This window comes from Streptomyces sp. NPDC030840 (genome assembly GCF_055572015.1).
This window is the reverse complement of sequence record NZ_JBVIEE010000020.1, coordinates 71,136-85,104: the sequence shown is the minus strand read 5'-3', so window position 1 is coordinate 85,104 and position 13,969 is coordinate 71,136. Positions and strand designations below refer to the sequence as shown.

Annotated in this window: 10 protein-coding genes; 5 read left to right on the top strand and 5 right to left on the bottom strand. The window is 71.0% G+C overall.

Features of this window, described 5'->3' with window-relative positions:
* Positions 1 to 279: 279 nt before the first annotated feature.
* From ACZ49J_RS33225 to ACZ49J_RS33210, 4 genes are all read right to left on the bottom strand, one after another.
* Positions 280 to 1,623, bottom strand: a complete 1,344-nt coding sequence (locus tag ACZ49J_RS33225) for an acyltransferase family protein (protein ID WP_467450328.1) — start codon at positions 1,621 to 1,623, stop codon at positions 280 to 282.
* Positions 1,620 to 3,809, bottom strand: a complete 2,190-nt coding sequence (locus ACZ49J_RS33220) for a polysaccharide deacetylase family protein (RefSeq protein WP_467450326.1) — start codon at positions 3,807 to 3,809, stop codon at positions 1,620 to 1,622. The genes ACZ49J_RS33225 and ACZ49J_RS33220 overlap by 4 nt, the downstream gene beginning before the upstream one ends.
* Positions 3,809 to 4,825, bottom strand: a complete 1,017-nt coding sequence (locus ACZ49J_RS33215; protein WP_467450325.1) for a hypothetical protein — start codon at positions 4,823 to 4,825, stop codon at positions 3,809 to 3,811. Before ACZ49J_RS33215 ends, ACZ49J_RS33220 begins: the two co-directional genes overlap by 1 nt.
* Positions 4,826 to 5,293: 468 nt before the next feature.
* Complete coding sequence (locus tag ACZ49J_RS33210; protein ID WP_467450324.1) at positions 5,294 to 6,280, bottom strand: LysR family transcriptional regulator; 987 nt, start codon at positions 6,278 to 6,280, stop codon at positions 5,294 to 5,296.
* A gap of 84 nt (positions 6,281 to 6,364) precedes the next feature.
* Here ACZ49J_RS33210 and ACZ49J_RS33205 point away from each other — a divergent pair, with 84 nt between their 5' ends.
* Positions 6,365 to 7,744 (top strand): MFS transporter, encoded by a 1,380-nt coding sequence (locus ACZ49J_RS33205; protein WP_467450322.1) that lies wholly within the window; start codon positions 6,365 to 6,367, stop codon positions 7,742 to 7,744.
* Between the two features lie 89 nt (positions 7,745 to 7,833).
* Positions 7,834 to 8,658 (top strand): SAM-dependent methyltransferase, encoded by an 825-nt coding sequence (locus ACZ49J_RS33200; RefSeq protein ID WP_467450321.1) that lies wholly within the window; start codon positions 7,834 to 7,836, stop codon positions 8,656 to 8,658.
* Positions 8,659 to 9,086: 428 nt separating this feature from the next.
* Here ACZ49J_RS33200 and ACZ49J_RS33195 read toward each other — a convergent pair whose 3' ends face one another.
* On the bottom strand, positions 9,087 to 10,484 hold the full coding sequence (locus tag ACZ49J_RS33195; RefSeq protein ID WP_467450319.1) for a cytochrome P450: 1,398 nt from the start codon (positions 10,482 to 10,484) through the stop codon (positions 9,087 to 9,089).
* A 344-nt stretch (positions 10,485 to 10,828) separates the two neighbouring features.
* Between ACZ49J_RS33195 and ACZ49J_RS33190 the strand changes: the two genes are divergently transcribed.
* From ACZ49J_RS33190 to ACZ49J_RS33180, 3 genes are read left to right on the top strand one after another with little or no spacing between them, the layout of a single operon-like run.
* Positions 10,829 to 12,124 (top strand): ABC transporter substrate-binding protein, encoded by a 1,296-nt coding sequence (locus tag ACZ49J_RS33190; RefSeq protein ID WP_467450318.1) that lies wholly within the window; start codon positions 10,829 to 10,831, stop codon positions 12,122 to 12,124.
* Positions 12,121 to 13,092: a carbohydrate ABC transporter permease gene (locus ACZ49J_RS33185; RefSeq protein WP_467450317.1), complete on the top strand. Its 972-nt coding sequence runs from the start codon at positions 12,121 to 12,123 to the stop codon at positions 13,090 to 13,092. Before ACZ49J_RS33190 ends, ACZ49J_RS33185 begins: the two co-directional genes overlap by 4 nt.
* Entirely contained in the window at positions 13,089 to 13,955 is an 867-nt protein-coding gene (locus ACZ49J_RS33180; protein WP_467450315.1) for a carbohydrate ABC transporter permease, read from the top strand. Before ACZ49J_RS33185 ends, ACZ49J_RS33180 begins: the two co-directional genes overlap by 4 nt.
* The last annotated feature ends 14 nt before the right edge of the window (positions 13,956 to 13,969 follow it).

Below are 13,969 nucleotides of genomic sequence, written 5' to 3'. Positions count from 1 at the left end.
GCTGCGGCGGCTGGTCCTGCGGAGCTCCGTAAGCGCCGGGAGATCCGTACGCGCCAGGAGGTCCGTACGCGCCGGGAGATCCGTACGCGCCGGGAGATCCGTCACCGTCGTGCTGCGGCGGCCGGTCGGGAGGCTGGGTCATGGGCTCTCACTCCTCGGTCGCGTCGGCGAGCCGGGCGCCCCCCGCGCGCCCCAAAAAGGTCCACCCGGCCGCACCCGCAGGCAAGCGCGTCCGGCACTCGGTTACGCACTCGGTACACGCCCAACCGCCCGCCGGAATCAGGCCTTTCGCCGGCTCCCCCCGCGCTGCACGCCGTTCGGCCACAGCCTCGGGCTGCGCCGGGCCGCCACGTCCTCGATCCAGCCCAGCGCCACGATCGCCAGCCCGATCAGCGGCCACACCAGCACGAACATCCAGATCATGTACGTCGTGTCGAGTGCCGAGACCGCGCTGTCGCTCTGCATGAACGGGAGCTCGTAGAGGGGGTCGAGGAGCGGGACCGTCGCCATGATCAGGAGGTTGTGCCAGAGGTAGATCGTGACGGCCCGGTTGTTCGACAGGGTGACCAGCTTGTCCCAGCGCGCCAGCCTGCCCGGCAGCTCCTGCCAGGACGGTGAGTACTGCAACAGGATCACCACGAACCCGAAGGACCAGGTGGCCTGGGCCAGCGGGATGTCGTTCAGGTCCCAGCCGTCGGGGCCCAGGTGGCCCGACGCCCACCACAGGCCGAAGGCCATGATCAGTGCCGCGCAGGAGACCGCCATGTAGCGGGGGACCTTCGCCAGGAAGCCCTCCTGGTGGGCCATGCCCAGGACCCAGCAGCTGCCGTAGACCGCGAAGTCGGTGACGGCGTTGCCCGTCTCACCGGGGATCTTGACCAGGCCCGTGCCCACGACCGCCGTCAGGGCGAGCGGCGCCAGCAGCGTCACCCAGGGCACCCTGCGGAACGCCCACAGCAGCAGCGGGGACGCGACCACGAACCACAGGTACGCGCGCAGGTACCACAGCACGCCCGCGGCCTGGACCGCCCAGGTGTCCTCCAGCAGGCCGGACTTGGAGCCGATGAGCCAGGGGAAGGGCGGGGCGCCGACGGGGATCACGTAGTTGACGAGCTGGATCCAGCCCCACATGGGTCCGTCGGACGACTTCCCCGGGTCCCAGCCGCCGGCGAACATCAGCACCAGCACCACCGCGCTGAACGCCCACAGGGGCGGGAGCAGCCGGCGGATCCTGCCCCGGATCACGCCCCACGCCGGGCGGTTCAGCGAGCGCGCCATCAGCGAGCCCGCCAGCGCGAACATCACGCCCATGGAGGGGAACAGGACCGTCAGCCACGCCCAGCCGAAGAGGTGGTACACCACCACGCGGACCAGGGCGATGGAACGCAGCAGGTCCAGGTAGCGGTCGCGGCCGGGCTTCTTCGGCCTGGCGTCCGGCCGCTCGGCATCGGGCTGCCTCACCTCGGGCTGCCCGGCTTCGGGCCCCTCGGCCCGCGGCGCCTGCTCCTCCGTGATCAGCGCCTCGTCCGCCCGCTGCTGCGGTGCGCCGTACGTCTCCCCGTACGAGGCCCAGTACGGGTTCTCGGCCTCGGTGGATCTCTGCTGCTGGTATCCCTGGGTCATCCCACCGGCCTCCGCTCACTGCCACTGCGTACGCGCTGCCCGGGGACGCCCTCGGGCGGTGGTGCTCCCACCACGCCCGTGCGCCGCAGTTTCTGCCAGCGCAGCCGGCCGCCGGTGAGCGCGGTGATCCAGGACTGGAGCAGAACGACGTACATCAGCTGCCGGTAGAGGATCTGCTGGAGCGGGAGCGAGATGAGGTGGGTCATGCGTTCCCGGTCGAGGCGGAAGGCGTAGGCCGCGCACACCGCCTGGATGGCGAGGACGCCCAGCCAGGCCCCGATCGTCTTGCCGGTCGGGCCGAAAACGAGGCCGTACAGCAGGAACACGTCGATCAGCGGTGCCAGCAGTGGCGCCACGACCATGAACAGCGACACCAGCGGCAGGCCGACCCGGCCGAAGCGACCCGACGGTCCCTTCTCGATGAGCGCGCGACGGTGCTTCCAGATCGCCTGCATCGTGCCGTACGACCAGCGATAGCGCTGCGACCACAGCTGCTGGACCGTCTCGGGGGCCTCGGTCCAGGCCCGTGCCTTCTCCGCGTACACCACGCGCCAGCCGTCACGGTGCATCGCCATGGTGATGTCGGTGTCCTCGGCGAGCGTGTCGTCGCTCATGCCGCCGACCCGTTCGAGGGCCGAGCGCCGGAACGCACCGACCGCGCCGGGGATCGTCGGCATGCAGCGCAGGATGTCGTACATACGGCGGTCGAGGTTGAAGCCCATCACGTACTCGATGTGCTGCCAGGCGCCGATCAGCGAGTCCTTGTTGCCGACCTTGGCGTTGCCCGCGACCGCGCCGACGCGCGGGTCGGCGAAGGGCTGGACGAGCTCGCGGACGGTGGACGGCTCGAAGACGGTGTCGCCGTCCATCATCACGATCAGGTTGTACCGGGCGTTGCGCAGGCCGCGGTTGAGGGCGGCCGGCTTGCCCGCGTTGAGCTGGCGGACGACCCGCACGTTGGGCAGGCGCATGTTCTCGACGATGCGGGCCGTACCGTCGCTGGAGCCGTCGTCGATGACGAGGACCTCGATGGGATGCTCGCTCGCCATCAGCGAGTTCACCGTGTTCTCGATGCACTTGGCCTCGTTGTACGCGGGCACGAGCACCGAGACGGGTTCGGTGACGGGTGAGGCCGGGCCCCAGCGGAAGTTCTTCCTGCGCACACGGCGGGCGTGCATGCCGGACAGCAGGAGCATCAGGCCGAAGCGGGTGAAGACGAGGACGCCGATGACGGCGAGGCCTGCCACGAGACCGTCGGTGATGTGCTCCGAGGCCTGGACGAGGACGATCCACGCCTCGCCCTTGAGCGCGTCGAGCCCGTCGACCTGGGTGTGTGCGCTGGGCACGTCCAGGGCCTCGCTGAGGTTGTCGAGCTCGTAGCCCCGTTCCTTGAGCATGGGGATGAACTTGTCGAGCGCCGCGACCGTCTGGGCGCGGTTGCCGCCGGAGTCGTGCATGAGGACGATCGCGCCCTTGCCGTCCTTGGGCATGGAGCGGCGGATGATCTCGTCGACGCCGGGGCGCTGCCAGTCCTCGCTGTCGGTGTTGTTGACGATGGTGATGTAGCCGCGGCTGCCGATGTACTCGGTGACCGGCCACGACTTGTTGTCCATGGCGTCGGCGAAGGACGAGTACGGCGGCCGGAACAGCGAGGTGCGGATGCCGGCCGCGCCCGCGAGCGCGAGCTGGTTCTGGGACAGCTCCCAGTCGATGCGCTTCTTGGACTGGTACGACAGGTCCGGGTGGTTGAAGGTGTGCAGGCCCACCTCGTGGCCCTCGTCGACCATGCGCTGGACGAGGTCCGGGTAGCGGGAGGCCATGGTGCCGGTGACGAAGAAGACGGCGTGCGCCCGGTGCTTCTCCAGCACGTCGAGCACCTTGGGCGTCCACACGGGGTCGGGGCCGTCGTCGAAGGTGAGGACGAGCCGGCGGTCGTCCACCTTCAGGCTCTGGGTGCGGCCGCTGCGGGTGTCGATGACCGGGCCGCCCTTGAGGATCTTCTCCGGCACCTTGTCGGAGGCGGCCGGGGGCCGGACGCGGTGGTCGGCGAGGATCTCGCTGTGCACGTAGCCGCGCAGCATCAGCATCGCCATCAGCGCGGTGAGGACGAGCACGGGCAGCAGGTAACGCAGGGGCAGCCGACGGCGGGCCCGCGGGGCCGGGCCGTGGCGGTTGGTGCGTGCCATCAGGCGATGTTCTCCGGGTTCTCCGGTGAGGAGGAGCTGGGTGCGGTGCCCGTCGCGACGGGGGCGGGCTCGGGGGCCTCTCCGGCGACGGGCTCGGAGTCCGTGCCGGTGCCGGTGCCCGTGCCGCCGCTGGTGTCCGTGGACTCCGTGGCGCTGGGCTCGGGGTCGGGCGACGTGGCGGGGGTGGACGGGTCGGGCCGTGACGGGGACGGGTCGGTGCCCGGGTCCTCCGTGGTGGGGTCCGGGTCGGGCTCGTCGCTGGCCGGCGGCTTGGACGAGCCGGGGGCCGCCGGCGGGGAGGCATCGCCCGACGGCGAGGCGCCCGTGCCGGGTGCCGTCGTGGCGCCGTCCGTGGGCGACGCACCCGCGCTCGGCACGCCTGTCACCTTCTGCGACGGTTCGGCCGACTCGGCGTCCAGGGGTGGCGTGTCGACCTTGCTCGCCGGCTCCTCGTCCTGCTGTCCGAGACCCGGCAGCCAGGGCGCGTTGGAGTTGCCCGACATGAGCGTGGCACCGATGACGATGGCGTATACAGCGCAGGCGAGGCCGACGACAACGCCGATGCGGCGCAGCCTGCTGCGGCGGCGGCCGGACTCGTCCACGAACACCGGGCCGTCGGACTCCGGCCCGGTCGGCGCGTCCTTGGCCTGCCGGACCAGCCAGTCCTCCAGTTCCCGCCCCACACCGTCGAGCTGGACAGTGACCTCGTGGGGGTCGTGGGTGACGGGCTCGCCGGACTCCTCCCAGACCGGCGACGGGTCCGGGTCCGGACCGGGCTCCCGCTCGGTGCCGGCCGGCACCGGCTCGATCAGCCGGGTCTCCGGGGCCTGGTCGCTCCCGGGACCGCCCAGGGCCCGGTCGCTCCCGCGGCCGTCCGGGACGTGCCCGAGCCGCTGGGTGTCCGGGATTCTGAACTGCCGGGTCTCCGAGTCGGTGATCCACCCTCTGCCGGGGGCGTCGACCTGACGGGTTTCGGCTGCCGCGTCGTATCGCGACGGCTCCTCGGCGCGTCCCATGCCGCCTTCCCTGTCGTACTCCGTTGACTCGCGTGAATGACGCGACGAGGAGTACGGGGACTCGGTGCGTGGCGACTCAGTGCCGTTGTCCGCGATCTGGCCGGATGCCGACGGCTGTCTCGGTACGTGGACGTGTTGGGTCCCTTGCCAGGACGCGGTCCGCCCGATCGCATCCGGCCAGTCGGTCTGCTGACCGCTCTGCCGCTCGCCGGCCTCGGACCGGTCCGACGCATCGGTTGCTCCGCTGCCCGGTCGACCGGTGTTCCGCCGGTTCGGTTGGGCGTCTTTCCGCCAGTTGTCCACTCGCACGCTCATCCCCCCAAGGGACACTTTCGGGCGCGCGAACGATCCGGGCACTTTCGCACTTTCTTGTTCGGACCGGGCCCCCACCCGGTCCGAGCGCCCCCCACTATCACAGCGCCCGGGTGATGAATGTAGCGCACGTGGGGGAATGGTGCGGGCGATGTGTCAGGAGCGGCTCACCATAATGAGTGCATCTGTGGCTGGAATCCATCCCTCCGGGGGACGCCTCAGCCAGTCCTCCTCGGCCGCGAGCTCGTCCACGGCGCGTCCGAGCGCGTCAACTCCCGGATGCTGGAACCCCTTGCGCCACACCAGTGACACGGGTGAGAGGGGAACGGGGTCGACGAGAGGCCGGATCACGGTTCCGGGCATGGCCGGAAATTCCGCCACGGCCAGGACGGGGTGTCGGTTCTTGGCCATGATCCGCCGGAACTCCTCGGCGCCGACGGCGAGCGGCTCGGGCGGCGCCACCTCGATGCCGCGCCCCGCGAAGAGCCGGCGCGCCAGGTCGGTCCACTCGGGCGTCCGCGGGTTCCCGGCGCCCGCGTACACGGTCTCACCCGCGAGGGCGGCCAGGGAGACCTTCTCCCGCGGGGCCAGCCGGTGGTCCTCGGGGAGGATCACGGCCATCGGCTCGTACCGCACCGGCCGCTGGGCGAGCCGGTCCCGCACCGCGGGGTCCAGTCCCGCGAACCGGCCGAACGACACGTCGAGCCGTCCGGCGAGGATCTCCGTGGCGGCACCCGTGAGGCCGCTCTCGTAACGGGTCATCAGCTCCTCGCCGGGGACGAGTGCGCGGGCGCGGGCGAGGACGCGCTCCCCGACGAGCCCCGGGCTGTTGACGTCGACGAACAGCGGCCGCCGCGAGCCACCCGCGCCGGCCTGCGGGGCGAACGCCGCGAGGAGTTCCTCCTGCGCCTGGAGCACCCGACGCGCGTACGGCAGCAGCCGGGCACCGTCGGCCGTCAGGGCCACCTGCCGGGTGGTCCGCACGAAGAGCTCGGCGCCCAGTTCCCTCTCCAGCCGCCGGATGTCACGGCTGAGCGCCTGCTGGGCGACGTACAGCCGGGCGGCGGCCCGCGTGAAGTGCAGTTCCTCGGCGACGGCGAGGAAGGCACGGAGGAGACGGGGATCCACGGTCGGGGCGGGCATCCGGCGAACTTACAACGAGGATGCGTCAGTCCCCACGGAGTAGGTGTTGGACGCCTGATCACGCGGCGGACGACGGTGGTGCTCATGCCGCAACCACCGCGACCACCGCGACGACCCACCGGCGCACCCCGCCGCCCCCTCCTCCTCACGGTCACCGCCGACACGCTGGTCGCGGCCGACCTCTCGCCGCGACGACGGCGGTCCTCCGGTAGCCGGAGGACCGGCCCCCTGGCCCCGTACCGCCGCCTTTTCGCCCTCCCCGGCACCCGCGCCTTCACCCTCGGGAACCTGATCGCCCGGCTCCCGATGGGCATGTTCGGCGTGAGCGCGGTCATCATGATCGCCGGGTCACGGGGTTCGTACGCCCTCGCCGGCGCCGTGACCGGGACGGGGCTGCTGGCCACGTCGCTGGTGGCTCCCTGGACCGCCCGGCTGATCGACCGCCACGGGCAGGCGCGGGTGGCCGTGCCCGCCACGGTGGTCGCCGTCCTGGGCAGCCTGGCGCTCCTGCTCTGCGTGCGCCGCGGCGCCCCCGACTGGACGCTCTTCCTCTGCTACGCGGCCACCGCGACGACCCCGAACACGGGGGGCATGTCCCGTGCCCGCTGGGCCCATCTGCTGCGGGAGGACCCGGCGGCCCGGCACACCGCGAACTCCTTCGAGCAGGCCGCGGACGAGCTGTGCTTCATGCTCGGCCCGATCCTGGCGGCGTTCCTGTGCACCGCGCTGTTCCCGGAGGCGGGGACGCTGGTGGGCGCCGTGCTGCTGCTGGCGGGGGTGCTTGTCTTCACGGCCCAGCGGTCGACGGAACCGCCCGCGTCGGGTCGGCCGGTTCCGTCCACCACCGCGCGTTCACCGCTGCGGGCACCCGGCATGGCGCCCCTGCTGGCCGTCTGCCTCGCCATGGGCGCCGTCTTCGGTTCGACGGAGGTTGTCACGATCGCGTTCGCCGACGCGCACGGGCACCCGTCGGCCGCGGGGATCGTGCTCGCGCTGCAGGCGGCCGGTTCGTGCGGGGCGGGACTGCTGTACGGCGCCCTGAAGCCCGGCGGCCCGGCCTCGCGGCGCCTCCCCCGGTGCGTGGCGGCGATGACGGCGCTGATGACACTCCCCCTCCTCACGGCCACCCTCACCGGCTCGCTCTGGGCCCTCGCTCTCGCCCTGCTCCTCGCCGGCATGGCGACCGCTCCCACGATGATCACGACGATGGCCCTGGTGCAGCACCGCACCCCCGAGGGCCGTATGAACGAGGGCATGACGTTGGCGGTGACGGGGCTCCTGGCCGGGATCGCGTGCGGTGCGGGGGCCGGGGGGTGGGTGACGGAGGGCGTGTCCGCGACCGTCGGCTACGGGGTCCCGCTCGCGGCGTCGCTGACGGCCGTACTGATCGCCGCGCGCCGTACACACGACGACAGCCGCCGCACCGTCCCCGGCCGCGAGTGGCCAAAACCCCACGGTGCGTGAGTCGCATACCGCTGAACTCCCCAGCGTCCCCTACGAGTTCGCCTAGGTTGAGTCCTGATCACCGTCACCGATCCGCAGGAGGCCGTCCCGTGTCCGAGTCCAACCCCCTGATCCACGCCGCCGCGGAGACACGGGCCAGGATCGACACCACCAAGCCGCACTCGGCCCGGTTCTGGAACTACTTCGTCGGCGGCAAGGACCACTACGAGGTCGACCGGAAGATCGGGGACCACATCAAGGAGATCTTCCCCGGTCTGGTCGACGTGGCGGTCACCAGCCGCCACTTCCTGGGGCGCGCCGTCCGCCATCTGGCCGGAGAGCGGGGCATCCGGCAGTTCCTGGACGTCGGCACCGGCCTCCCGACCGCCGACAACACCCATGAGGTCGCACAGCGCGTGGCCCCCGACGCCCGGATCGTGTACGTCGACAACGACCCCATCGTGCTGGCCCACGCGAAGGCGCTGCTCACCAGTACACCCGAGGGCAGGACGGCCTATCTGGACGCCGACCTGTACAAGCCGGAGGCCGTCCTCCAGGCCGCCGCGGCCACCCTCGACCTCTCCCGGCCGGTCGCCCTGATGATCCTCAACACGCTCGGACATGTCGCCGACTACGACCAGGCGCGTGACCTGGTGCGCCGGATGATGGCCGGCCTCCCGTCGGGAAGCCACCTGGTGATCAGTGACAGCACCGCGACCAGCGACGGCATGATCGCCGCGTCGGAGGCGTACAACGCGAGCGGTGCGGTGCCGTACTACGTGCGGGGCGTCGCGGAGATAGCCGGCTTCTTCGACGGTCTCGAACTGGTGGATCCGGGCGTCGTCCGGGTCCCCGAGTGGCGTCCCGACGCTCCTGCGTCAGCCGCTCGCGGCTCCGCCGTGGACGCGTACTGCGGGGTGGGCCGCAAGCCCTGACCGGCGGCAGGCCTGGAGGGATCACGCCCCCGCCGCCCCTACCCGTCCCATCCTGTCCCTGGGGGCTGCGCCCCCAGACCCCCGCATCGGCCTGACGGCCTCGTCCTCAAACGCCGGACGGGCTGGATATGCCTGACCTCGGCCGAAAGTCCAAGCCCGGCCGGGAAAGCTCAGCCCCGCCCGGAAAAGTTCAGCCCCGCCCCACACCACCCAGCCCCGCCCGCACTACCCAGCCCCTCCGGCGTTCGAGGAGCGGGGGTCCGGGGGGCCGGCCCCCGAAACGGGGTCCGGGGCTGAGCCCCGAAAGGACGGAGGCGGGGCCGCATCCCCGGCGAACCCGGGGGCCCAGGGGGCGCAGCCCCCGTGGCGGGGTCGAAGGGGCAGCGCCCCTGGAGGTGGGACGGGTAGGGGCGGCGGGGGCGAAACACCTACCGGCCCACCACCCGACACCGGGCCGGCCCCTTCGCGATCAACGTGATAGCCGCCCCCAGCGGCACCTCGTCGTCCCCGACCGCCTCGAAGTCGTACCGCTGCAGCAGCACCGCCAGCGCCAGAACCGACTCCAGCATCGACAGATGCTGCCCGATACAGGCCCGAGGCCCCCCACCGAACGGAAACCACGCATAACGCGGACGAGCCGCCTCCGCCTCGGCCGTGAACCGCTCAGGGTCGAAGCGCTCCGGTTCGGCCCAGTAGTCGGGGTGGCGATGCGTCACCCACGGACTGACCAGCACATCGGCACCGGCCGGTATCCGTACACCGTCGATCTCCGTACCGGCGACCGCCCGCCGCCCGATGATCGGCGCGGACGGATACAGCCGCATCGCCTCCTTCACCACCATCGTCAGATACGGCAGCGCCTCCATGTCCTGAGCCGTGGGCGCCCGCCCCCCGGGCCCCCCGAGCACACGGTCCACTTCCTCCCGCGCCCGCCGCCGCTCCTCGGGATGCCGGGCGAGGAGATGCAGCGCGAAGGCGAGCGCGGTCGCGGTGGTCTCGTGACCGGCGAGCAGGAAGATCAGCACCTGTTCGCGCACCTCGGTGGGCCCGAGCCGCCCGTCCTCGGCGTTCTCGGCCCGCACGAGCAGGGTCGCGAGATCGTCGCCGGAGTCCGCCGCTCCGGCCGCTCCTCCCCCGCTGCGCCGGCTCTCGATGATCTGGTCGCACAGCCCGTACAGCTCCGCCTGGCGCCGCGCCGCCCGGCGGTTGGCCGGAGTCGGCCACGTGGGCGGGGTCTTCACCGGGGCGAGGCCTCGCTTCAGCGCGTGGTCCTGGAGCGCGGGCAGGGTCCGTTCGACAACGGCGACCGCCTCCTCCACGTCCGTGCCGAAGAGGATGCGGCCGACCACGCGCAACGCGAACCGGCGCATCTCACCGACCAGTTCGACGTTCCCGCCCGGCGCCGTACGCCAGGACTCGGCGAGCGCGGCGGCCTCGGCGGCGACGCCCTCCGCGTAACCGTTCACCCGGCGGCGGGTGAACAGCGGCTGCACGAGGCGGCGTTGGCGGAGGTAGTCGGCGTCCTGGCTGGTGAGCAGCCCGTTGCCGATCTGGTCGCGCAGCTCCTGGTAGAAGGGCGTGTCCTTGCGGAAACCGGCGGCCTCCGTGGCCAGCACGCGCTGCACGCCTTCCGGTGAGAACACGGCGTGGAGCTCCCGCCCCAGCCCAGGCGGCCCGATCCGGAAGCGCACCACGTCCCCGCGATCACGCCGGGCCCGCAGATACGCCCCCAGCGGATCGCGCATCAGGTCGGCGAGCGAGCCCAGCAGCGGCGTACCCGCGGCTGCGGGCGCCCGTACGGAACTTCGGGTGGTCGTCACGGTCATGGGCAAGCCCCCTCCTGCCGGCCGAACACGAACACGAACACGAAAAGGAACACGAACACGCGTCCAGATCCGGATCCGGATCCGGATACAGATGCGAACACGGATACGGACCACCATAGATCCGCACGGCTGCCAACGCGCCATGGTCGGCGCGCAGTTTCCCGAGCCGCTCTCGCCCCCGAGAAGCCACCCGCCCCATTGACGCGCTCCCCACCCGCACATACCTTCCCTCGTCGAAGCGCTTCGACGTCACGCATCGAAACGGTTCGACTGCGCCGTTCGGCCACCCGGACGGCCACCGCGTGGCGCCCCCGAGAACCATCCGACTCCCCCGGAGGCACAGGATGTTGACGGCACGAAGGCGTACGGCCGCACTGGCCGCGGCGGCTCTGAGCGGGGCCCTGCTGCTGGCCTCCTGCGGTGGTTCGGACGGTGGGTCCGGCGACGGCAGGACGCTGCGGCTGTGGCACTACGAGGCCCCGAACAGCGCGATGGGCGTGGCCTGGAACGCGGCCATCGAGGAGTTCGAGAAGACCCATCCGGGTGTGAAGGTGGAGTTCGAGGAGAAGGGCTTCGAACAGATCCAGAAGACCGCCCCGATGGTCCTCAACTCCTCCGACGCCCCCGACCTCATGGAGTACAACAAGGGCAACGCCACGGCCGGGCTCCTGTCCCGGCAGGGGCTCCTCACCGATCTCTCCGCCGAGGCCGGCGAGCGCGGCTGGGACAAGAAGATCGGCGCGGGCGTGCGCACCACCAGCCAGTACGACACCAACGGGGTCATGGGCTCCGGCAAGTGGTACGGCGTGCCGAACTACGCCGAGTACACGATGGTCTTCTACAACAAGGACCTGTTCACGAAGTACGGCATCGAAGAGCCCACCACGTTCGGCGAACTCACCGCCGCCATGGACGAGTTCGTCGACGAGGGCGTCACCCCGCTCGCCAACGCGGGCGCCGAGTACATCGCCCACCAGTACCTCTACCAGCTGGCCCTGACGAAGGCCGACCGCGCCTGGGTGGACGCGTACGAGCTCTACAAGGGCCGGACCGACTTCCACGACGCGGCCTGGACGTACGGCGCCGAGACCTTCGCCGACTGGGTGAAGAAGGGCTACATCAGCGAGAAGTCCAGCAGTACGAAGGCCGAGGACGCCGGGGTGTCGTTCATCCAGGGCAAGGCGCCGATCCTGTTCTCCGGCAGCTGGTGGTACGGCCGGTTCAAGGAGGAGGCGAAGTTCGACTGGGGCACGTTCCTGTGGCCGGACACGAACCTCACCCTCGGCTCCGGTGGCAACCTGTGGGTCGTCCCCAAGGGCGCGAAGAACAAGGAACTGGCGTACGACTTCATCGACATCACCATGTCGGAGAAGATCCAGAACCTGCTCGGCAACAAGGGCGGGGTGCCGGTCGCCGCCGATCCCGCCGCCATCACCGACCCCCAGGCCAAGGAGCTCATCGCCGACTTCAACTCCCTTTCCCGGAAGGACGGTCTGGCCTTCTACCCGGACTGGCCCGTCGCCGGCTTCTACGACGTCCTCGTCTCCGAGACCCAGAAGCTGATCACGGGCAGCGCGAAGCCGGACGCGTATCTGGACGCCCTGCAGGAGGCGTACGACAAGGGCGCGCCGAAGCGATGACGGTGACCGTCGAACGGGGTGCGCGGGCGGTCGGTGAGCACCATCGCGGCAGCCCGCGCCGCCGCCCCCGTCCCCGCGACTCGTACCTCCTGTTCCTGCTGCCCGGCGCCCTCGCCTTCCTCGCCGTCGTGGTCGTGCCGTTCCTGATGAACACGGGGATGAGCTTCACCGACTGGCAGGGCGTGGGCTCGCCCGACTGGTCCGGGCTCGCCAACTACCGGGAGCTGATGGACGACTCCGCCTTCTGGGCGTCGTTCCGGCACAGCCTGTTCATGGTCGTGGCGATGGCGGTCGTACCGACGGCGATCGGACTGGTGCTGGCCGCCGCGCTGTTCGACTACATCGGCAAGCACTTCGGCAGCAGAACCGCCGCCGTCCTGCGCGCCTGCTTCTACCTCCCGCAGGTGCTGCCGATCGCGGTCGCGGGCATCGTGTGGAGCTGGATCCTCGCGCCCGACGACGGCTCGCTCAACGAACTGCTGAGGGCCGTCGGGCTCGGCTCCTGGCAGCAGGACTGGCTCGGCGACCCCGACATCGCCCTCTACAGCGTCATGGGCGTGATGGTGTGGGTGCAGATCGGCTTCCCGCTCGTCGTCTTCATGGCGGGCCTGCAACGCGTCGACCCGCAGCTGTACGAGGCCGCCGAGCTGGACGGGGCGGGCTGGTGGCGCCGCTTCCTGCACATCACGATCCCGCAGATCCGCCCGGAGATCCATGTCGTCCTGACCTGGTGCACGATCGCCGCGCTGAAGGTCTTCGGGGCGGTGTACGTGCTGACCAAGGGCGGTCCGGGCGGCGCGACCGACGTCCCCTCCTACTTCTCCTTCACCACGTTCTTCGAGAAGACCCAGGTGGGTTACGGCGCCGCGATCTCCACGGTCCTGACCGTGCTCGTCCTGCTGCTGGCGCTGGTCGGCCTCAGGTTCCAGACGCGGGCAGAGGACGCCGAGGAAGGGCTCCGCACATGACGACAGCCGTACGCACCGGAGCGCCGCGCCGCCGCCCCGTCCGCAGCCTCGCCGGCCGCTACCCGGTCCTCGTGGCCCTGGTCGTCGCCGCCCTCTTCATGGTGGTGCCGTTCCTGATCGTCGCGGTCAACGCGGTGAAGTCACCCGCCGAGTACTCGGCGGACGGCCCGCTCAGCCTCCCCGACGGCCTCTACCTCGACGGCCTCCGGAGCTTCTGGGAACGCGTCGACTTCGGCCAGAAGCTCTTCAACTCGTTCCTGATCAGCGGCGCGGTGGCGGCGGGCGCCGTGGTGCTCTCCGTCCTCAACGCCTACGCGATCGGCATCGGCCGCGTCAAGGGCCGCACCTGGGTGCTGGCCTTCTTCGTCCTCGCCAACGTGCTGCCGCAGGAGGCGCTGGTCTACCCGGTCTACTACCTGAGCAAGGAAGCCGGCCTGTACGACACCCGGCTCAGCGTGATCATCGTCTTCACGGTCATCCAGGCCGCCTTCGGCACCTACCTGCTCTCCGCCGTCCTGAGCCGGTTCCCGCGCGAGATCATCGAGGCGGCCCGCATCGACGGTGCGAACAGATGGCAGGTGCTGTGGCGGATCGTCGTCCCGGTCAGCCGGCCCACGCTCGGCGTCCTGCTGGTCTTCTTCTTCATCTGGACCTGGAACGAGTTCCTGCTCCCCCTGGTCATGCTGATCTCCAACGACAACCAGACGGTGTCGGTGGCCCTCGGCGTCCTCCAGGGCCAGCGGCTGATGGACGCCACCATGACCAACGCCGCCGCGCTCCTGGGCGTCCTGCCCGCGATCGTCTTCTTCCTGGTCTTCCAACGCACCCTCACCCGCGGCATCGCCGTGGGAGCCGTGAAGTAAGGAGACACCCCCAC

Excerpts from the sequence above, each read along its gene's own strand:
- ACZ49J_RS33225 (WP_467450328.1), bottom strand. The coding sequence starts at position 1,623 with ATGACCCAGGGATACCAGCAGCAGAGATCCACCGAGGCCGAGAACCCG.
- ACZ49J_RS33220 (WP_467450326.1), bottom strand. The coding sequence starts at position 3,809 with ATGGCACGCACCAACCGCCACGGCCCGGCCCCGCGGGCCCGCCGTCGG.
- ACZ49J_RS33215 (WP_467450325.1), bottom strand. The coding sequence starts at position 4,825 with ATGGGACGCGCCGAGGAGCCGTCGCGATACGACGCGGCAGCCGAAACC.
- ACZ49J_RS33210 (WP_467450324.1), bottom strand. The coding sequence starts at position 6,280 with ATGCCCGCCCCGACCGTGGATCCCCGTCTCCTCCGTGCCTTCCTCGCC.
- ACZ49J_RS33205 (WP_467450322.1), top strand. The coding sequence starts at position 6,365 with ATGCCGCAACCACCGCGACCACCGCGACGACCCACCGGCGCACCCCGC.
- ACZ49J_RS33195 (WP_467450319.1), bottom strand. The coding sequence starts at position 10,484 with ATGACCGTGACGACCACCCGAAGTTCCGTACGGGCGCCCGCAGCCGCG.
- ACZ49J_RS33190 (WP_467450318.1), top strand. The coding sequence starts at position 10,829 with ATGTTGACGGCACGAAGGCGTACGGCCGCACTGGCCGCGGCGGCTCTG.
- ACZ49J_RS33185 (WP_467450317.1), top strand. The coding sequence starts at position 12,121 with ATGACGGTGACCGTCGAACGGGGTGCGCGGGCGGTCGGTGAGCACCAT.
- ACZ49J_RS33180 (WP_467450315.1), top strand. The coding sequence starts at position 13,089 with ATGACGACAGCCGTACGCACCGGAGCGCCGCGCCGCCGCCCCGTCCGC.